Below are 20431 nucleotides of genomic sequence, written 5' to 3' on the forward strand. Positions count from 1 at the left end.
ACCGTCTTCAATTACTAAAACTTAAATTGTATGAAAACAAATTTATTAAAATTTGTAATGGGAATCCTATTGCCTGTTACTTTAGTTATGACATCTTGTGAAGATGATGATCCTAAATCATCTCTGACTGGTTTAACTTCGTTTAGTTTTGTTGCCAGTGATGCTATCCCAGGTCTTGAAAATGTTGAGTTTAAAATTGATCAGACAGCATACACCATAAGCAATGAGGCAGAATTGCCATATATGTCAGATGTTTCAAAACTGGTAGCCGACTTTGAGGCAATTGAAAATACTACAGTAACCGTTGGTACTGCAGAGCAGATTAGTGGTTCAACTGAAAACGATTTCAGCTCGCCGCTAAATTACGTTGTAACAGCTGAAGATGGTGTAACTCAAATTACCTATCAGGTAACCGTTAATGTTTCACAGGTTAACCCTGAAGGTGTGAGCTGGGTAAAAGAGCAGGCGGCAGTAACAAGCGATCCGTATGAAACAGTTGCCAGCGTATACTTCAACGGAAAATACCGCACAGTTTATGGTTCAGTTGCCAACAATGTGGCTTCATCAAAATACATGACTTCAACTGATGGTGTTAGCTGGACTGAAGTGAGCGTTGATGCAGCAAGTTTCCCGGTTGGTAGTCGTCACGAGATGATTGTTTTCAACAACAAATTATACATCTGCGGATACCTTACTATTACTGATCCATGGGGCATTGGTTATTTCATACCAGGTAACTTAAAAGAAATATGGGAAAGTGAAGATGGTGAAACTTTTACTAAACTTTCAAGTACCTATACTTTTGACGGTGATAAAGTAGGATCAGCGCTATATGCTTTAGACAACAAGTTATGGGTTGTTGGTGGTAATACTTTAGGTTTTGGTAATCCTGATGGTGCCAAACCGGCTGATGCAGAATTTGCTCCTCCTTCTGGTTTATCAAACAGAATCCACAATACTGCAGACATGGCTACCTGGGACGAAGCAGAAACTGATGTGTTACAGGAAGAAGCTCTTCGTCGTTATGCGGCTACTACAGTGCACAATAATAAAATGTACATGATCGGTGGACAGTTGAAAGATGCGACTTTATCAAGTGATGTATGGAGCAGTGCCGATGGTAAAACATGGACGCTTGTTGGAACAGGTGGTTTTACTGCACGCATGAAAGCAGCTGTTGTTTCATACGATAGCAAACTATGGTTAATCGGTGGACAAACAGGGTTAGGCGTGTGTACAGCTGAAATGTTAGTGTCTGAAGATGATGGAGCTACCTGGACAGCACCTGAAGAGGATGCTCTTTTACCAGAAGAATTTACAGCTCGTGCAGGTCACTCAGCTTATTTGGATGAGAACAATAAGTTATGGATAGTTGGAGGATATTCTGCTCAAACAAAAGTTGTTACAGATCCTGATACTGGGGAAGATGAAACAGTCGAGGAAACAACTCCTTTAAATGATGTTTGGAGTGGTAAGCTGAATAAATTGTAATAGTCAGCCAGGATAGAATTTAAATTGTATATAAAATCATTGAGCGAAGACTGTTATTGTACCAGAAAAGCTTTCTTCAGTCTTCGCTCAGTGAATATTCATCCTGGAGCTTCTCTTATACCTTTACTTTATGATATTTTTTTCATAAATCAATCAAAATAATCATCTACCTATCAGTATTCTGCCAGGTAAAAAAATCTACCGCCATGCACAAAGCAATATACTTCATTGGCTTATGGCTTTTAACTACAATCAATCTCCTAGCTCAGGATGTCGTAAAGGCAACTGAATTGCAACCGGCAACGGTAAAAGGCCACGTGATTGACTCTAAAACAGGAGAGCCAATCCCCGGTGCCAATATATACATTAAGGAAACCATGCGAGGCAGCGTTTCAGATATGGAAGGTGAATTTCAGATTCTTGAAGTTCGTGAAGGGCAAACCATCGTTATTTCATGTATTGGCTGCAAAGATCAGTACATAGTTTTTAAAGGACAGGAATATATAAAGGCCGAACTCATAGAGGATGTTGTTGCCCTGGGCGAAGTCGTTACCGTTGGCTATGGTGTTCAGGAACGCCGTGATCTGACAGGTTCGGTTTCAAAAATATCATCCGACGAAATTGCAGGCCTGGCACCCAGTTTTGACAATGCTCTTGTGGGCAAGGTGGCCGGTGTAAATGTGAATTTAAGTAGTGGTGCTCCGGGAAGTGCCACCTCAATCACCATTCGTGGTTTATCATCACTTAATGCAGATAGCAATCCCCTGATCGTTATTGATGGTGTTCCTGTGTATGGAACCGGTAAAACCGTTAATAATGTCGACTTTGGTAATGGTACTTCAGCTGGAGCCTCTATTGGAGGTAATTCTGTTAGTAATGGCTACTCTCAACAGCCTGAATTTGAGCGCAACCCTTTAGCTGCTCTGAACCCCGATGATATTGAGTCTATTGAAATATTAAAAGATGCCTATTCAACAGCTATCTATGGCTCACGTGGTGCTGCCGGTGTTATTCTGGTAACCACAAAAAAAGGAAAGAAAGGAAAACCACAAATTAATATTGGCCATTCAGTTGAGATGAGCCAACCCATTGGAACTCCTGATCTGCTAAATGCAGATGAGTTCAGTTCTATCTACACGAAATTTAACGAGGCTATAGGTTCTGGTGCTACTTTTCCAACAACCTATAACAGTGACTGGTTAGATGAGGTACTGCGCACTGGTCTGACACAGGAAACCCGGGCATCAGTATCGGGCGGAACAGATAATACTTCTTATTATATCAGTTTTAACCGCTTTGACCAGGAAGGATATATTATCAACCAGGACTTTAAACGCAATAGCGTTAGAACCAACTTTGATATCAGTCCTGCCGAATGGATCAATTTCGGAACGAACTCAACCTATTCATTAATTGAAAATTCGGCCCTGAACAGTCAATCGGTATACAGAGATGCGGTAATGATGTCACCAAATATTCCTGTTTATCATCCCGATGGCTCGTATTTCTACCATACGCCTTTATTGAACTTTGACGATAATATTAATAATATCTCCGGACACTTAGGTAACCCGGTGGCTAAAGCTCACGAAGATAATACCGTGAAAGATACCCGTGTTATCTCAAATTTCTATGCCGAACTAAAACCGGTGTCATGGCTACGTTTTAAATCAGAATTTGGAATAGACCTGTACAGTACCAAATCATACAACCGTAACCTGGCAACTCCTCAAAACCCTGATGGGACAGGTACTGAAGCATCCAATCAGAACTTAAAATATGTTGTCAACAATGTATTGACCTTACGCAAGATCACCAATAATCATATGCTGAATGCGATAATTGGTCAGAGCTTCGAAACATCGGAAGAAAGTCGCATGCGTGTAACCGGAACCGGTTTCTTTGATGACAGCGAAAAAAGTATACAATCGGCAACAGATAAACGTGTATTGGAGGCCATCACCCAGGAGTGGGCTGTGGTATCGTATTTTACACGTTTGAATTACCGCTATAAAGATCGCTACCTGGCTGGTTTCACCTATCGTATTGATGGTTCATCGCGATTTAGTAAAAACGAAAGATACCGGGGTTTTCCATCTGTATCGGCCGGATGGATACTGTCAGAGGAAGACTTCATGGATAATTCCCAAAACTGGTTGAGTGAATTGAAACTGCGTGCCAGTTACGGTCTGACGGGTCTGGACGGTTCCTTTGGTGGTTACTACGGCAACCAGGGGCAATGGACAAGGGATAACAGAACAGTGAATGGCGGCACTTTGCAATACAATGGCGTACCGCTTCTTTTTAACTCACAGTCGGTTAATCCAAACCTGGAGTGGGAAACCACAACCTCTCTTGACCTGGGTATTGATGCTTCATTATTCCGTGGAAAGCTGGATATCACATTGGATTATTTCTATAAGAGAACCAATAACCTGCTGGCAAGTGACCTTGTACCACTGTACATGGGGTGGAGTTCGCAGCAGCAAAATGTTGGAGACATGAAAAATGAGGGTGTTGAACTGCTTGTTAACGGTACAATATTCCAGAATCAGGACTGGATGTGGACCGGCTCATTCAATATCTCCCATATTAAAGATAAGCTACTCAGCCTGAATGAAGCAGGTTATCAGATGGCACAAAACCAGGGACTGGAACGAAAAGTGTTCGTAGTGGGAGAAAGCCTCAATCAGTTTTATATGTACGACTGGGTGGGTGTTGATCCAATGACTGGTAATCCGCTTTGGCGTTATGATAACGGAACCATTAGCGAAACTCCTCCTCAGGCTGTTTATGACTCTGATGATCCACTGGCCAACCGTTATTCATCGGGTAGCAGTATGCCTAATTTCTATGGTGGTTTCAGTAATAATATACGCTACAAGAACTGGGAACTGAATTTTGCTTTCTCATTCTCAGTTGGTCAGAAATTGTATAACGGTACTCAGGCCACCTTAATGACATATACCTTACCGGAATCCAATAACCTGTCGACTGATATTCTCGACTACTGGAAAATACCGGGACACCAGACAGATGTTCCCAAACTGGACAATGCCACAACCGTTTATGTCGACCCTCGATGGGCATCACAGGGCTTAAGTGGTTACGATGTGAGCCGTTTAAATGATCGTTTCCTTGAAGATGCATCTTACCTGCGACTCAGGAACATTACGTTTGGATACACCTTTAATAACGACTGGGTGAAAAAACTCTATATGGAGCGGATCAGGCTATATGTGCAGGGTACTAACCTGCTGACTGTAACAGGTTATAGTGGTATCGATCCGGAAGTGAATGCTTATGGATCAAGTGCTGTGCTTGGCGGTTATGATGAGATAACCATGCCTCAGGCAAAGTCAATAAAGTTTGGAGTTGATATTAGCTTTTAAGAAACCGATAAGATGAATAGTATGAAGACAAAATATATTTTACTGGGCCTTGCAAGCATCTGTATGTTTTTATCAGCTTGTGATAGTCAGCTCGATCTGGCTCCTGAAGATACCATCATCGAAGATAAGGTGTTTGAGAAGTTTTCAACAGCCGAATCAGCCGTTGCCGGAACATACCACCTGCTGTTTAGCGCGGCTACCAATGATTATATAATGGCAGAAGCAACTTCACCAACCTGTGATTATAGTGCCGCTGTCGGCCGTACTTATGACGAGATCAATAATGGCGCCATTTTACCTGAAGATGCCAACCTGCAGAAGATTTATGAATCGTATTACGCAGCTTTGGTACAGGCCAACTTGCTGTTATTCAAGATACCTGAACTGGGACAATATGCTGAAGAACAACGCCTGCAACACATGGCTGAAGCGAAGTTTATCAGGGCCTATGCCTATTTGCGCCTGTTGGGATGGTATGGAGACGGTGCTCTTATGAATCAACTGCAAAAAGACGGTGTAGTGTTGTACCTGGAGCATTACGATGGTTTTGATCGTGATAAAGATCTTCGCCCGCGTAATACTAATGAGGAGGTTTTTGCTCGGATTGTACTGGATCTCGAAGAGGCCATTGCAGATCTGCCAGCACCAGAAGAGCAAACGGATACCGAAACCAGGGTAAGTCGTGCCAATAAAGCTACATGTGAAGCCCTGTTAGTAAGGACCTATATGTTCAAACGCGATTATGCCAATGCTGTGGCGCATGCGAATCAATTTATGAGCTACAGTCAATATGACCTTGAAGATGATTTGTTAAAGGTATTCCCACCGAATCCAAATGATGCAGTGATACCATTTTCAACGGAGCATATCTTCGGGTTTCCCGTAAGTTCCAATGGAGGTAACTGGCAATTCGGAGGCAATGGAATCTACTACATATACAATAACTTTTGGTATAGTGAGGCATTAATCAGCGCATTCGCCGATACCGATTTGCGCAAATCACTGCTGATGAATGAACACATTTACCAGGGGAATTCAGTTTTCGTGACCGCTAAATACCCCAATGACAGTGGTCGTGATAATATGACCATGATAAGATTACCCGAGCTTATCCTGTCGCTGGCAGAGGCCATGGCACGAGAAGCAAGTGCTGTTAACCAGGATATGGTGGATCTGTTAAATGATATTCATTTAAGAGCCAATCCTGAAGAAAGCGGATATGTGGTAAGTGATTTTGCCTCTGTGGATGAGTTTATCGACCGGGTGTTGCTGGAGCGTAGTAAAGAGCTGGCTTTTGAAGGTTTCACACGCTTTGATCAGCTGCGAACCGACAGACCATTGTATAATGAAGAACTGCCTGATAACAAAAAAGTATTCCCTATTCCATTGCGTGAAGTTGAGATAAGCAATGGTTTGATCAAACAAAACGAAGGCTATAATTAAGAAAAAACCTTAACACAGATAATATGATACAAGTAGTCAGAAAACACCTGATGGTGATGCTTATTGCCCTAATTTTTGCGCCTGTTGCCATGGCACAAATGCAACCGGCAAAGCGCATCGCCCCAAAGGTTATAAAAGGGGTTTCACTAAACGCTTCCGTTGATGAGGTATGGAGCTTTGTTTCCCGGCCAAAAAGCTTTTTTGAAGCTATTAAAGAAGTTGAGAATCTGAAGTGTCCTGCCATTAGCGAGGGAGCTAAAATGAGTTTTACACTGCCTAATGATTCGAAACGTCAGCAGGAAGTGAGTGCGGTTAATAAGCAGGAGCAGGTTATTGCCTATTACATAACACAGTCGGATTATTATCACCAGAATTTTGTGTACCGCCTGCTGGTCGGTGCAGATGGCAATAAAGCATTTGTTCAGTTCGAAGGCATTTTTTCGACGGATAGTAAAGACGAGGATAAGAAGCTGAAAGCACTTGTTGAAGGTGAATGGATGTGGATGAAAAAAGCGCTTGAGGAGAAATTCAATTAGAACCTAAAAAAACAAAAATAGATGAAGATTAGATTAACATGGCTGTCATTGGTTATCGTATTGATGAGTGCCTGCACAACAAAACAAACGGATAGCATTACCATATCGGGTAAGGTGAAATTTCCGGATAACCGCTTTAAAATGTATATAACCCAGTATCGCGATGGCGAGAAAGTGGTTACCGATTCATTTAAACTGGCCGAAGATGGCTCTTATTCATACCAGATGAATACAAGTATGCCTGGTGAATACACACTTGATTGTCAGAAGTGGCAGAGAGTGAGTTTCTGGGCTGAAGATGAGAATCTAAGTATTGATTTCCGCGGACAGGATACAGCGAAGATCAAAATCAAGAATCCACCTTATGTATACATTAATGGAGGGCCCAAGAATGAGGTGATGAATCATCTGAACTTTAATAGTTACCGTTCATACCAGGTAATGATTGGTCTTTCTCAGGGTGTGTATAAAGCCACTAAGGATGTGCCTGAAAAATATGGTGAAATCGCCGGTAAGCTTTATGGTGTTACCGGAGACGATGACAGGGCGCGTACAAGATTTCTGGCTAAGGAATACGCCGACCGCAACAGTGTATTGGCTGTTGTGAAACGCCTGCGAGATAAAACAGACAAAGAACTGATAGATAAGACACTTGCGACCCTTAAGGAGAAGAACCCGACTTACCCGCCACTGTTAAAGTACATTAAAGACAAGGAAGAGGCGCGTGCGGCTGCCGAACGCGTAAAGTTAGGTAAGGTAGCTCCTCACTTTTCATATCCAACTCCCGAAGGTGCTATGGTATCTCCTGAAGATTATAAAGGAAAAATTGTGGTGATCGATTTCTGGGCGTCATGGTGCGGACCATGTCGTAATGAGATCCCTCATTTAAAAGAGGTATATGAAAAATACCATCCCAAGGGCGTGGAGATCCTAAGCGTATCCATCGACAAAAAGGAGAAGGCCTGGCTAAAGGCACTTGGCGAAGAAAACATGGCCTGGACTCAGGTGTTGGCACCAAAGGCCGGCAAGCAAACCATGAAAGATTATCAGTTTAGCGGTATACCATTTATCATTATTCTTGATAAAGATGGTAAGATTATTGCCAAGCAGTTGAGAGGGAAGAAAATAGATGAGAAACTGGATGAACTTCTAACAAAATAAAGAAAGCTAAATAATGAAAAATTTGTATTCTTATTTAATGGCATTGGTTATCATGATGGCCGTAATGCCTGAGATAAAAGCAGAGAATGAAGGTGAAGGTATAGTATTTGACCACGGTTCGTGGGCTGAAGTGATTGCCAAAGCCAAAAGTGAAAACAAATTAATATTCGCGGATTGTTATACGACCTGGTGCGGACCTTGTAAGATGTTGTCGAAGCAGGTTTTCCCGCAGAAAGAGGTAGGCGAGTATTTCAATGCCAACTTCATTAATGTGAAAATCGATTGCGAAAAAGGTGAAGGCATTGAGCTAAAGGATAAATTTGGAGTGTCGGCCTTTCCAACCATGTTGTTTATCGATCCGGCCAATGAAAAGGTATTACACCGTGTGGTAGGTTTTCGTCCAGCTGAAGAGTTGATAAAAGAAGCCAAAGGAGCTCCGGCAGAAGCCAAACGTGCAGAGGCCCTTGCAGCTGCCTATAAAAAGAACAAAAAAGACGTAAAAGTTGTAGAAGATTATTTGAGCTACCTGGTTAAAGTAAGTGACCCTAAAGCTGAGGAAGTGACTTTGCATTACCTTAAACTGATCCCTAAAACCGACTGGCACAAGAAAGAATACTTTTGGCTGATGGCTCGCTATGTAAAGGATCCTTTTAGTAAAGAAGCTGCTTATTTTTATAAGAACAAAGAGACGTTTGTTGAAGCCAACGGATTCCAGGGTGAGTACTTTGAGTCGGGTATGTATTATAGCTATGCAGGCGATTTAGCACGCGTTGAAAGCAAAGAAGCATTTGACCAGAAGAAATTCGACAAGCTTGTTAAACTGATGGAAACAAATGGTTTTGATCGTATTGAGGCAGTGAAGGATTACACTAACAGAGCGTTATTGGTTAGTGTGGGTGACTACGAGGGGTATATGGATGTTGTTGAAAAGAAGTTTGAAGAAGGATTTGCCAAAAACTCAAAGTATTACGCTGAGGCTGGTTTTAACTTGTTAAATCGTTTGCAGGATTGTACTGATAAAGCTGTTTTTGTTCGCGCTGCCAAGTTGATGGATGATGCCATTGCCGTGCAGATGGAAACTGAAGAGCTGGATATGTTTAGCTTATCAATTGCTTACCGCGATAGCTACGAATACATTCAAAAAGCTGGTATATCAGGTGAGCGACTTGCTGTTGCAAAGGCGATGAATGAACTGTTTAAAAACCTTGAGCCTAAGCACCGCAAAGCCCTTGATAAGACATACAAAGAAGCGTTAAAGGCAAAAGAAGAAGGCAATACAGGCGGACGTGCCATTCCTGCAATGAAAATGGGTGGTTACTAAGATTGGTATTAATATTTGGTTTTATTGACGAGCGCTTTGAATACCCATTCAAGGCGCTTGTTGTAAAAAGTTATAAGATGAAGATTTTTTTAAGCATATTATTTAGCATTATTGTCACTGGTAGCTATGCTCAGACAGGAGATGGTATAAGTTTTACCCATGGTAGCTGGAGTGAAATTAAACAGCTGGCTAAAGATCAAAACAAAGCCATATTTATCGATTGTTACTTAGAGTGGTGCGGACCTTGTAAAATGTTATCCAAAGATGTATTCCCGCAAAAGGAAGTGGGAGAGCTGTTTAATACCAACTTTATCAATTACAAGGTGGATATGGAAAAAGGAGAAGGTCCAATGCTGAAGAAGCAGTTTAATGTGGCGGCTTTTCCTACTCTTGTATGGGTTGATGCAGAAGGCAACGAGTTACACAAATCGGTTGGGGCACCCAAAGCCGAAGACCTGATCAAAACGGCACAGTTGGTGATTGACGGAAAAGGACTGGCAGCGTTGCAGCGTCAATACGAGTCGAAGCCGGGCGATTATAGCACCATGCTCCAATATATTGAGGCTTTGGCTAATGCCTATGAAAAACAAAAGATACAAGAGGTCTTGTCCCTTTATTTTGAATCCGTAAAAGAAACAGATTTACTGGCTGAGAAAAATTATATGCTGATTAAAAACTATCTCAGTGATATATATTCACCGGCATTTATCTGGTTCCATAAGCATGCCGACGAGTTTCAAAAGCAATACCCAGACGATGATATTGAGCAAAAAATCTATCGTACTTACCTTAGCTACGGTCACTCATTGGTTAAGAAGAATGAGGTCAATTACTCAGGCTATAAAGCATATTGCAAAACCCTAAAAAAGCGAAAAGTCGTTGACCGTAAGAAAATACAGGCTTACATAGATGAAAGTATTTGCCGTGCTGAACAAAACTGGGATGCCTATATCGAAAAAGTAAAGGATAACATGCAACAGGGCTACCATGATCTGAATAATTCATTTCTGTATTATAACTGGGCGAAGGCTATTGACAATAGTACCAATGCTGAGAAAGAGCATTATGAGCAGGCTGCACAATGGATGGAGAAGGCTTTTGAAGTGAGTATATGGCCTTTGGTCAACAATATTGTATACCTCGATGAGAAGCTTAAAATATTAGAGAAAGCCCATGTGGACAATCAGGAAATAATAGCGCTGAAAAAGCGAATTGGGGGATTGAGAGAAGAGGTGAGTAAAGAGAAGTAAGAGATGAGTAGTGAGAGATGAGAAGATTTACAATATGTCAAAACATCGGATGAAGCATTAAGCAAATTAACTCTTATCTTCCTCCCGAATTAAAACGATGATCATGCGTTTTATAATCAGTGTTTAGACAATAATAATCGAATAAACATTGAACGAACATTGAACGAACATTGAACGAACATCGAACGAACCTAAAAGAAAAACCATGTATTTTTCGCATTGATGTGATAAATACGTGGTTTTGTTGATTTCAGGATACCATGTCGGAATTTTCAATTCATATACCATTCTTTAGCAATCCATAATCCCGCATTTTGCCGGTTAATCAACAAGCTTAATTGGAACTTACAGAAGTCTTAGTTATTTTGACATGGATTTTTAATCATAGACCGGGTATGGCAGATTTATTTAAAAACCTTTATTCAAAGCAATTCTTCGAAGTGTTTACAGAGGCTCTGGGTATGGTATTGAAGGATTTTAATTCAGCACAATTTCTGAAAAGGGTTTACACTGATGAATGGGAAGAATTAGAGCTCAAACAAAGGATGTATCATATATCGGGAATAATGGAAGGGTATTTGTCACCCGACTATCCCGAAAGTATCAGGCAAATATACGAGATTATAGATGCCTTAAAGGCCATTAATGTTGATGAACGGGTTAAATACCCCGACCTGGTTTTTATGCTTATTCCGCATTACATAGAAAGCAATGGCCTGGATGATTTTGAAACCTCCGTTGCTGCCATGGAACAAATAACATCCTTTACCACTTGTGAGTTTGCTGTACGACCGTTTATCATTAAATATGAAGACAAAATGATGTCTGTGATGTTACAATGGGCAGGAAGTACTGACCATCATGTGCGTCGTCTGGCATCAGAAGGGTGCCGCTCACGTTTACCCTGGGGCATAGCAATACGTGATTTTAAATTCGACCCCAGTCCTGTTTTACCTGTACTAGACAGATTAAGGAACGACCCCTCTGAGTATGTTCGAAAAAGCGTTGCCAATAACCTGAATGATATATCTAAGGATAATCCACAAGTAACTATTGATATAGCAAAAAAGTGGAAAGGGCAATCGAAAGAAACCGACTGGATTGTAAAACATGCCTGCCGCACCTTGCTAAAAGCCGGTAACCAGGAACTAATGCAGCTGTTTGGCTTTGGTTCCATTGATGACATTGAGATTATTAACTTTAATACCAGTAAAAGTATCATTCGTGTTGGTGAATACCTGGAATTTAATTTTGAATTACATAACCGCTCTGATAAAAATGAGCTGATACGACTTGAATATGGCATCTATTTCTTAAAGCAGAATGGCACCCACACCAAAAAAGTCTTTAAAATAAGTGAGAAGGATTATCCCGCTAAATCGTCGACCAATATCACACGCCGACAGTCCTTTAAAGTCGTTTCTACCCGTAAGTTTCATATGGGGGAACACCTGGTCAGCCTCATAATTAATGGAGTAGAGGTAGAAGAAAGCGCTTTTGAATTGAGGCCTTAAAAAGATGAATAACTATTATCAGATACTGGATGTGCCAGCCGGTGCCAGCCTCGAACGGATAAAGAAAGCCTATCGTGAAAAGGCCAAGCTCTACCATCCCGATATTAATAAGGCCGAAGATGCTCATGAGAAGTTTATATTGATCAATGAAGCCTATGAGTATTTACTGCGTTTTAAAGACCTTAAGCATGGTCAGGGTTCTTCAGCTTCGGCCAAGGTCGATCTGGAAACTTTCTGGAGAAAATGGAAGGAGGAAGAACAACGAAAAGCAAGGGAGAGAGCCAGGGCGCATGCGCAAATGAAATACGAAGCCTATATTCAGTCTGATATCTACAAAACATCAGAAGTTGTTAGTGTTATTTTAGATGCCTTAACGACAGGAGTTATTTGTTTATTAGTTGTTGTGATGCCATGGTTACTCTACAAACAGTATGGCATTATTGCTCTTTTTATCGGGGGAGCCGCATTGCTTCCAACAGCGCCGTTATGGTTCCGTTTTCTGGTCAGACTGGCTAATAAAGATTCCATAATGCCACTTCTCCGGTATAAAAATGTCCCCTTGAAAATAAAGGTGATCCATTTTATTATTCTCACGGGCATAAATGTTTTTATTTACCTTGAAGTCGTGCTAAATACCTTAGTCAGCCTTCGACTGGTCCATATGACTTATGCCATTGCTGTTATTGGTGGTGTGATCATTAGTCTTCTGATAAAATCACGCTTTAGAAAATTTATGGTCAGGTTTGCCTATGCCCCTGCACTGGTCAGTTTTATCTTCCTGTTTAATTACTTATTCACCAGCTCTTCTGTGACCGAATCATACTGGTATGAAAGTAATGCACATGGGCATGAAATGTATGTTGTAATTGATTTAGAGGGTGGCGCATATGATGCCTATAAGGGATTGCGTCTTAACCTGAACTATAATGTTGTACAGGAAAACAGCAAAGTGACATATACTTTTGGGGAAGGTTTATTGGGAATGCGGGTTGCCAAGGATATCCGATTTAGTGTTCATTAGATAGTAGATGAATTGTTTTTTCAAGCTGTAAATAGCAGACCTAATGCCTGCTATTTGCAGCTTGGTAATATGCTCCGCAGGAATATATTCACCTTACGCCTCTGCTGTTAATTATATGATTTGAAGCCCACTGCGCTTTTTACCCCTTCACCACAGCCAGGGGTTCAAGCTCAACTTTAACGTTGACGAGGTCAGCCTGGTTAGCCATGACCACATCAATATCCTTGTAGGCACCGGCAGCTTCATCCAGGTCTTTCTGATGCCGTATACCATGAATAATACCTTTGTCATTCAGCTTTTTAATTTCAGACTGAAGGTCAAGCTCCCGTTGTGCCTGCTTACGTCCCATCAAACGACCCGCGCCATGAGAGCAGGATTCAAAGCTTTCGGCATTACCAAGGCCTTCAACAATGTATGATCGTGTTCCCTGTGATCCGGGTATAATACCTGTTTCACCCAGGCGAGCACGCGTAGCCCCTTTTCGGTGTACCAGCACATTTTCCTTAAAATGGTTCTCCCAGGCGGCATAGTTGTGTGCAATGTTGATCAGCTCATCAAAGACCACATCACCTTTAAACACCTCCAGGAAGGCATGCTGCACCCGTTCCATCATTAATCGCCTGTTGGCAAAGGCGAATTCAACACAGTAGTTCATCTCATTCATGTAGGCATGCGCCTCGTCCGTTTCAATGGGTAAAAAAGCTAAATCGTATGAGGCAGGGACTGACGTATGCCAGCGCTCATTCAGCTGTTTAGCCTTTTTGTTATAATAATTGGCCACCTGATTACCAAGGTTTCGGCTACCCGAGTGAATCATCACCCACACCTTACCATCTGATCCATGCTGGATTTCAATAAAATGGTTTCCACCACCCAGCGAGCCAATCTGCTTGCTTGCTTTTTCATAATGTCGTTCCACAACAGGAGGCAGCTCTCCGGTCTGCGGCATATGCTTTATATCCTGCGCCTCTTTATGCCAGTTGAAACCAACGGGAATGGTTTTTCTGATACGTGACATGATCTGCTTTAGGTTCTCAGTATCTGTATCGTCGAGACTGGTTCGCATGGCGCACATACCACAACCAATATCCACACCTACCGCATTGGGTATAATCACGCCTTTGGTGGCCAGAACACCGCCAATGGGCATCCCATAGCCCGAGTGAGCATCGGGCATTAGTGCCACATGCCGGTGCACAAAAGGCAGGTTGGCCATATTCTTAGCCTGTGCCAGTGCATTTCCTTCAATGTCATCCAACCACATTTTAATGGGGCGGTTTTCTGATGATATAACTTGTTTCATTTTTTCGCTTTTAAAAGCAGGATGCCTTTACACGGGCATCCTGAATTGATTAATTATTGCCTGGCTGGAGAAAAGATATCTTTTAACTGGTCAATAACCTGACCGCCACCCGATAATGATATGTTGTTTATCTTATCGGCAATCTTCTCAACATACTCCATTTCTTTTAATTTAAACAACATTTTGTTGTCTTCCATCAATTTGGCGGTATTTAACAAGCTTCGTGTCGAAGCGGTTTCCTCGCGCCTGGTGATGATATTGGCCTGTGCCTTCTTTTGAGCTATCAATACCTGGTTCATAATGTCGCGTACATCACCTGGTAATATGATGTCTCGTACACCTCCATCTGTCATTTCTACGCCAAAGCCGGCGGCTTTATCCTTTACCGATGCGGTTACATAGGCTGACACATCTTCTTTTCGTTCAAGAATTTCATCCAAAGATAAAGTACCGACATATTCACGCAAAGCCAACTGAACAGCGACATACAACTGTTTGATATAATCCTGGTTGTCAGTTAAGGCCTTAATGGCATCCACCACCTTATAAGCTGCAAAGAAGCTGATGCGTAAGGCGGCTTTATCCCTTGTCAGTAATTCCTGACCTGATACTTCCATTTGCGACTGGCGCATATCGGCTTTTTTAACAGCAACAGGCGTTTCGTTTTTCCAGAAGTAATACATACCAGGACTTAAGGCTTTCTCAAACTGATCATTGACAAATAATAACCCTTTTTCATACGACTCAACCCGGTAAACCCTTGTATACTGACTCATTTCAGGACGTGATAACAGTGCCCTGTCAACCGTGTCAATCGCCTGTGTATTTGAAATGTCAATCCTTTTAAAGGTATAGTTGGTGGGGCCTTTCCAGTAGGCATGCCTTCCTTCCTGTGCTTAAAACACCGGTAAATACACCGTTTTCGAAGCGTAACACCAGATCTTTATCGGATACCTCTACAATAGTAAGCATCTTTGCCAGTTCTTCATCCTGTAACAAGATGTTCAATTCCATGCTTAACGACAGTGGCTGCGACATATTGCAAATGCCTACTTTATCGGTATAACGCACCCAGTGTTTACCGGCGCTTAATACTTTTACATAGTCGCCATTTCTGAACACTAAACCTGTTTTGCCTTTGTTTATTCGTACTCGTTTCATCTGTTCTTGTTTTACACTTATTTACCAGATGGAAGTCCCGATGAATTTTAATTGTGCTGTTTCAAAAGTCAGCACCTTAAAACTCATGTTCGTTTCATTTTAAGGTATATATAGTTTGTTATCATTCGTTTTTAAATGAAAGCAGACTGACAGAGCCATCTATGGCAACGGGAAGAAGGGATGAGTGACGTTTGCCTGATCAGTTTGTCTGTTGACTGTATTGTCCCGTAGGCCATACTCATCAGCAGAGAAAGTAATCAGCATCGGTCATTCTGTTCCCTGATTCACTGGATGGGCAGAGATTGTCGAACTCCTGAGAGTTTAACCGGCTCATTTGTCATTCTACTTTCATGTGAGCATTTAAAATGGTGAGGATGCCTCCTCAGGCAGGATTCGAACCTGTAGTCGTGGGACTAAACCATGATTGATGTTGCTATACCAATTTTAGCTATTCTGATTAAAAGTCAGAAGGAGGACTCGAACCTCCAAAACACATCCCGAAATGAATCCGGTCGAAAGGCAAGCAGGACATTGAACTTTACCAAGTCAATACTATGAAGCTGTACAGAAACTTACATCTCGTCTTGCAAGACGCCTTCATCATTGTCTTTATCTCCATACCCGGAGAAATATTTTATAATAATCACTGAAAGTGAAGTATCTTCAAAGAACGTTTTTGTCACATTGACCATACAAAGGTTCACTACTACTGCGCAGTCTTTTTGCGCAGTTAATTATTTTTTCTATTTTTCTTCAAAAAAGTGACATATGCCTGCCAACAGAAATGCCCTTATCCGCTATACCACTATTGATAAATGCCTGCGTAACCGCTACCGGCAGTGGACCCTGGAGGATTTGATCGATGCCTGTTCAGATGCTCTTTATGAGTACGAAGGCATTGATAAAGGCGTCAGCAGACGTACCGTTCAGATGGATATTCAGATGATGCGCAGTGAAAAGTTAGGATATAATGCCCCTATCATTGTCAGGGATAAGAAATATTATACCTATGAAGATCCTGACTATTCCATCACGCAATTGCCATTGTCGGAGCAGGACCTGAATAAGTTGGGTGATGCAGTAGAAATACTAAAACAGTTTCAGGGCTTCAGCCATTTTAAGGAGATGACCGGTTTGATTCAGAAGCTGGAGAATAAAATATATACGGAAAACACGCAATCGCGCCCCATTATCCATATTGAGCGCAATGAAAACCTCAAAGGCCTTGAGCACCTCAATGGCTTGTACCAGGTGATTCTTAAAAGGCAGGTGATCAAGGTTGAATACCAGTCTTTCAAGGCTAAGCGATCCAACAGGATATACTTTAACCCCTACTTGCTTAAAGAGTTCAATAATAGATGGTTCCTGATCGGTAAGCAGAAAAAAGGAGATATGATTATGAACCTGGCGCTTGACAGAATACATGCTTTTGAAGTCATGGAGCAAATGTCCTTTAAAGATGATCCGTCCTTTGAACCGCATTCGTACTATGAAGATGTAATTGGTGTCACCATTAATTCGGGCCTGCTGCCACGTACCGTTAAGCTATTTATCAACAATGATAATAAGCCTTATGTGCTGACAAAACCTCTGCACTGGTCGCAGAAACTCATTGAAGAGCAGGATGATGGCATTATCATCTCCATTAAGGTGGTTCCTAATTATGAACTGGAGCGCGTCATACTTGGATTTGGTCCGTCTGTTGATGTCCTATCACCACCTTCTTTAAGAAAGAAGATCGGACGACTAATGAACAGAGCCTCAGAGTTATATGAGGGCGAAATTGAGTAGGGAATAAACCAGGCCAAATTGTTGGGAATTTAATTATTTGTCATCATAATTTGGAATATTAAACAATTCTATTTTATATTTGCGACGCATTTCACCCCATGTAGAACTTTAAATGAAGGGGAATTTGTTATGTTGGAACTTAGATCACATATCCGCAAATAGATCAGAATGGTTAGTTTAGAACTAATCACACTTCTTATTTTCTGATCGCCGAATAAGGCATTGGCCCTATTCACAAATCACATTTTTATTATACCATCTGGCTGTTGAAATGACATCAGATCGTCATGCCTTGTTGCACTGTTCTTTCAGCAGATATAACAGGCTGGGAATATTATGACTATCTCTGTATCAATTCAGTCAGGTAATTATTTTGACGGATGAGCAAGTCTAAGATAAAGGGTAAAGACCTTAAAAAGATAAACTATAAATCAGACAGGGCTAAAAGTTTGGCAATAAACATTATTAACAGCGACTTTAAGCACCTGTCAAAACAAAATAAGCTTGAAATACTGGAAGATGTTCTTTTAAATCCCAAGGATTACCTGGAACATACTTCGCTTTCAAAAATTGCTGAAGAGCTAATTGGCAGGATCAAAACAGATAAAGGAATTATTTATCATTTAGATTCTTTAGATAAACCGTTTGCTGTCTATGGTAAAAAGCATATAACAATGGATACCATCAGACAAATGGGGGTGGCCATGCAATTGCCGGTTTCAGTTTCGGGGGCCTTAATGCCCGATGCGCATGTTGGGTACGGACTGCCCATCGGTGGTGTGTTAGCAACAGATAATGCAGTGCTGCCATACGGAGTAGGTTTGGATATCGCTTGCCGGATGTCCCTAAGTATTTATGATGTTCCACCCGGGTTTCTAAAGCGAAACAGCTACCAGATAAAAACGGCTTTGAAGGAGCATACGCACTTCGGCATTGGCAAGATTGAGAAGCACCATACAGATCATGAAGTGCTGGCCAGAAGTGAGTTCAATGACATAGAAATCCTTAAGCAACTGAAAGGCAAAGCTCAAAACCAGCTGGGTAGTTCCGGCTCAGGCAATCACTTTGTGGAGTTTGGTATTGTTGAACTGCCTGCCGGTAATACCTTTCAATTGAAAGAAGGCAGTTATGTTGGCATACTTGCGCATTCAGGTTCAAGAGGGCTTGGTTCAGCTATTGCCGCTCATTACACGAAGCTGGCAAAACAAAGGTGTATACTGCCGGCCGGCGCTAAGCATTTAGCCTGGCTTGATATGAATACCGAAGCCGGACAGGAGTATTGGATAGCCATGAACCTGGCAGGCGATTATGCCAAAGCTTGCCACGATATTATTCATTATCGCCTGGGCAAGGCGTTGAGTATTAAACCTGCGGCCCTGGTTGAGAACCATCATAATTTTGCCTGGAAAGAGGTGGTTGATGGTAAGGAGCTAATCGTGCACCGGAAAGGAGCAACCCCGGCAGCCCAGGGGCAAATGGGTATTATACCGGCCAATATGATGGAGCCCGGTTACATCGTATCCGGGGTAGGTAATGCCAGGGCGCTTGATTCTGCCTCTCATGGAGCAGGCAGACGGTTGAGCCGCAAAAGGGCTAAGGACAGCTATACCGGCAGTGAACTTAAAAAGCTCTTAAAGCAGCATAAGGTTACACTTATTGGTGGTGGTACAGAAGAGGCACCAATGGCTTATAAAAACCTGGATGAGGTGATGGCATCTCAACAGGAACTGATAACTGTTGAGGGTAAGTTTTATCCTCAGATTGTAAGAATGGATAAACAATAAAATTATGGACACGATCATATTACAAATAACATCAGGGCGTGGCCCGGCAGAATGTTGCTGGGTAGTAGCCCGTGTTCTGAAATACATGATTGAAGAAGCTAAAAAAGCAAGTATAAGCTATACCATCATGCACCGGGAGCAGGGACTTGAGAATGGAACGCTTTTTTCTGCCGGTGTGCAGTTGGAAGGTAAAGATGTAGCAAGCTTTGCCAGGCAATGGACAGGCACTGTGCAGTGGGTTGGACAAAGCCAGTTCAGAAAGCATCACAAACGTAAGAACTGGTTTGTGGCGGTTAATGCACTTAATCTCGCCCATGAAAGCACAGGTATCAATGACAAGGATATCAGCTACCAGGCAATACGCTCCGGTGGTCCTGGAGGTCAGCATGTCAATAAGGTCAGCACCGCCATCAGGGCAAAGCATCTTCCAAGCGGATTACAGGTGCTGGTGTCCGAAAGCCGCTCACAGCTTCAGAATAAAAAGCTGGCGAAGAGCAGGCTCGTTGAGCTGGTCAGACTGGAGCTGTTTAATCAGCAAAAGAAGGACATGCGAGCCGGGTGGAAAAATCACCTGGAAATACAAAGGGGTAAACCGATCAGAACCTTTTATGGCAGTGATTTCAAAGCCAGAAAGGATGAAACAAATTACAAACAAAAACGACGCTCCTTAAAGCATCATTTGAGAAAGGAGCTATTGGAATAAAACTAACAGCTATGAGTACACTAGCAGATCAATATTTTATTAAGGCTTTGGATCAATACCCGTATAGCCTTGAAGAAGCAATAGAAAACCTGGGCTACGCATTGAGCCAGAATGGTGAGCATTCGGGGGCCAATTACCTGATGGGTAAGTTACACCAGGAGCAAATGAATGACTTTTCTAAAGCGGAAACATATTACTTAAAAGCACTGGCCGGTAATCAGGATGACCTGAATGTTTGCATGGCCTATATTCACTTACTGATTGTCATTAAGGAATTCGATAAGGCGCAGAACCTGATTGCTTATGCCAACAAGATTAAAGGTGTTGACCTGTCGAAAACCTATAGTTTTCAGGCATTGATACATGAGTCTCAGCGTGATTATGAGCAGGCCCTTGTTTTATTTAAAAAGGCAAGGTTTGAAGCGTATAACGAAGAGTGCATGACTCACATCAATAATGAAATCAAGCGGGTGAAAATGAAAAGAAAGTACGTGGAGAAGGCAGATGACAAAAAGAGGGAATAGAGTATGTTTACCTGGTGAACTATGCTTGCAATTCAA

At 41.9% G+C, this 20431-nt stretch carries 16 protein-coding genes; 13 read left to right on the top strand and 3 right to left on the bottom strand.

All coding sequences use genetic code 11. The annotated features are described in order from the left end of the window. The first annotated feature begins 30 nt into the window (after nt 1-30). The 9 genes from ACRD69_RS03805 (at nt 31) to ACRD69_RS03845 (ending at nt 13129) form a co-directional block, all read left to right on the top strand. Nucleotides 31-1491 (top strand): DUF6242 domain-containing protein, encoded by a 1461-nt coding sequence (locus ACRD69_RS03805; protein ID WP_430813736.1) that lies wholly within the window; start codon nt 31-33, stop codon nt 1489-1491. A 206-nt stretch (nt 1492-1697) separates the two neighbouring features. Then, a complete protein-coding gene (locus tag ACRD69_RS03810) occupies nt 1698-4883 on the top strand; it encodes a SusC/RagA family TonB-linked outer membrane protein (RefSeq protein WP_430813737.1) in 3186 nt (1061 codons plus the stop codon). Nucleotides 4884-4904: 21 nt separating this feature from the next. Next, complete coding sequence (locus tag ACRD69_RS03815; RefSeq protein WP_430813738.1) at nt 4905-6326, top strand: RagB/SusD family nutrient uptake outer membrane protein; 1422 nt, start codon at nt 4905-4907, stop codon at nt 6324-6326. Between the two features lie 23 nt (nt 6327-6349). After that, a complete protein-coding gene (locus ACRD69_RS03820; RefSeq protein ID WP_430813739.1) occupies nt 6350-6862 on the top strand; it encodes an SRPBCC family protein in 513 nt (170 codons plus the stop codon). 21 nt (nt 6863-6883) lie between these two features. Then, complete coding sequence (locus tag ACRD69_RS03825) at nt 6884-8023, top strand: TlpA family protein disulfide reductase (RefSeq protein WP_430813740.1); 1140 nt, start codon at nt 6884-6886, stop codon at nt 8021-8023. 13 nt (nt 8024-8036) lie between these two features. Continuing rightward, a complete protein-coding gene (locus ACRD69_RS03830) occupies nt 8037-9344 on the top strand; it encodes a thioredoxin family protein (protein WP_430813741.1) in 1308 nt (435 codons plus the stop codon). Between the two features lie 77 nt (nt 9345-9421). Then, a complete protein-coding gene (locus tag ACRD69_RS03835; RefSeq protein WP_430813742.1) occupies nt 9422-10594 on the top strand; it encodes a thioredoxin family protein in 1173 nt (390 codons plus the stop codon). A 395-nt stretch (nt 10595-10989) separates the two neighbouring features. Continuing rightward, nucleotides 10990-12108 carry a DNA alkylation repair protein gene (locus tag ACRD69_RS03840; RefSeq protein WP_430813743.1) on the top strand — a complete coding sequence of 373 codons (1119 nt, stop codon included), beginning with the start codon at nt 10990-10992 and terminating at the stop codon, nt 12106-12108. 4 nt (nt 12109-12112) lie between these two features. Beyond that, entirely contained in the window at nt 12113-13129 is a 1017-nt protein-coding gene (locus ACRD69_RS03845; protein ID WP_430813744.1) for a DnaJ domain-containing protein, read from the top strand. A gap of 139 nt (nt 13130-13268) precedes the next feature. On the opposite strand, the gene ACRD69_RS03850 is transcribed toward ACRD69_RS03845, so the two are convergent. From ACRD69_RS03850 to ACRD69_RS03860, 3 genes are all read right to left on the bottom strand, one after another. Continuing rightward, on the bottom strand, nt 13269-14432 hold the full coding sequence (locus ACRD69_RS03850; RefSeq protein WP_430813745.1) for an RtcB family protein: 1164 nt from the start codon (nt 14430-14432) through the stop codon (nt 13269-13271). A gap of 53 nt (nt 14433-14485) precedes the next feature. Beyond that, the gene (locus tag ACRD69_RS03855; RefSeq protein WP_430813746.1) at nt 14486-15208 is read right to left on the bottom strand and encodes a slipin family protein; all 723 of its coding nucleotides are present in this window, start codon (nt 15206-15208) and stop codon (nt 14486-14488) included. A 67-nt stretch (nt 15209-15275) separates the two neighbouring features. Next, nucleotides 15276-15593, bottom strand: coding sequence for a hypothetical protein (locus ACRD69_RS03860; RefSeq protein WP_430813747.1), 318 nt, complete (start codon nt 15591-15593; stop codon nt 15276-15278). A 768-nt stretch (nt 15594-16361) separates the two neighbouring features. Between ACRD69_RS03860 and ACRD69_RS03865 the strand changes: the two genes are divergently transcribed. From ACRD69_RS03865 to ACRD69_RS03880, 4 genes are all read left to right on the top strand, one after another. Next, a complete protein-coding gene (locus ACRD69_RS03865) occupies nt 16362-17384 on the top strand; it encodes a helix-turn-helix transcriptional regulator (protein ID WP_430813748.1) in 1023 nt (340 codons plus the stop codon). Between the two features lie 380 nt (nt 17385-17764). Further along, nucleotides 17765-19168 carry an RtcB family protein gene (locus ACRD69_RS03870; protein WP_430813749.1) on the top strand — a complete coding sequence of 468 codons (1404 nt, stop codon included), beginning with the start codon at nt 17765-17767 and terminating at the stop codon, nt 19166-19168. A gap of 4 nt (nt 19169-19172) precedes the next feature. Beyond that, nucleotides 19173-19871, top strand: coding sequence for a peptide chain release factor H (gene prfH, locus ACRD69_RS03875; protein WP_430813750.1), 699 nt, complete (start codon nt 19173-19175; stop codon nt 19869-19871). An 11-nt stretch (nt 19872-19882) separates the two neighbouring features. After that, nucleotides 19883-20395 carry a tetratricopeptide repeat protein gene (locus ACRD69_RS03880; RefSeq protein WP_430813751.1) on the top strand — a complete coding sequence of 171 codons (513 nt, stop codon included), beginning with the start codon at nt 19883-19885 and terminating at the stop codon, nt 20393-20395. The last annotated feature ends 36 nt before the right edge of the window (nt 20396-20431 follow it).

This window comes from Carboxylicivirga agarovorans (assembly GCF_050589845.1).
Taxonomy (GTDB): domain Bacteria; phylum Bacteroidota; class Bacteroidia; order Bacteroidales; family Marinilabiliaceae; genus Carboxylicivirga; species Carboxylicivirga agarovorans.

Excerpts from the sequence above, each read along its gene's own strand:
- ACRD69_RS03805 (WP_430813736.1), top strand. The coding sequence starts at position 31 with ATGAAAACAAATTTATTAAAATTTGTAATGGGAATCCTATTGCCTGTT.
- ACRD69_RS03810 (WP_430813737.1), top strand. The coding sequence starts at position 1,698 with ATGCACAAAGCAATATACTTCATTGGCTTATGGCTTTTAACTACAATC.
- ACRD69_RS03815 (WP_430813738.1), top strand. The coding sequence starts at position 4,905 with ATGAAGACAAAATATATTTTACTGGGCCTTGCAAGCATCTGTATGTTT.
- ACRD69_RS03820 (WP_430813739.1), top strand. The coding sequence starts at position 6,350 with ATGATACAAGTAGTCAGAAAACACCTGATGGTGATGCTTATTGCCCTA.
- ACRD69_RS03825 (WP_430813740.1), top strand. The coding sequence starts at position 6,884 with ATGAAGATTAGATTAACATGGCTGTCATTGGTTATCGTATTGATGAGT.
- ACRD69_RS03830 (WP_430813741.1), top strand. The coding sequence starts at position 8,037 with ATGAAAAATTTGTATTCTTATTTAATGGCATTGGTTATCATGATGGCC.
- ACRD69_RS03835 (WP_430813742.1), top strand. The coding sequence starts at position 9,422 with ATGAAGATTTTTTTAAGCATATTATTTAGCATTATTGTCACTGGTAGC.
- ACRD69_RS03840 (WP_430813743.1), top strand. The coding sequence starts at position 10,990 with ATGGCAGATTTATTTAAAAACCTTTATTCAAAGCAATTCTTCGAAGTG.
- ACRD69_RS03845 (WP_430813744.1), top strand. The coding sequence starts at position 12,113 with ATGAATAACTATTATCAGATACTGGATGTGCCAGCCGGTGCCAGCCTC.
- ACRD69_RS03850 (WP_430813745.1), bottom strand. The coding sequence starts at position 14,432 with ATGAAACAAGTTATATCATCAGAAAACCGCCCCATTAAAATGTGGTTG.
- ACRD69_RS03855 (WP_430813746.1), bottom strand. The coding sequence starts at position 15,208 with ATGAGTCAGTATACAAGGGTTTACCGGGTTGAGTCGTATGAAAAAGGG.
- ACRD69_RS03860 (WP_430813747.1), bottom strand. The coding sequence starts at position 15,593 with ATGAAACGAGTACGAATAAACAAAGGCAAAACAGGTTTAGTGTTCAGA.
- ACRD69_RS03865 (WP_430813748.1), top strand. The coding sequence starts at position 16,362 with ATGCCTGCCAACAGAAATGCCCTTATCCGCTATACCACTATTGATAAA.
- ACRD69_RS03870 (WP_430813749.1), top strand. The coding sequence starts at position 17,765 with ATGAGCAAGTCTAAGATAAAGGGTAAAGACCTTAAAAAGATAAACTAT.
- prfH (WP_430813750.1), top strand. The coding sequence starts at position 19,173 with ATGGACACGATCATATTACAAATAACATCAGGGCGTGGCCCGGCAGAA.
- ACRD69_RS03880 (WP_430813751.1), top strand. The coding sequence starts at position 19,883 with ATGAGTACACTAGCAGATCAATATTTTATTAAGGCTTTGGATCAATAC.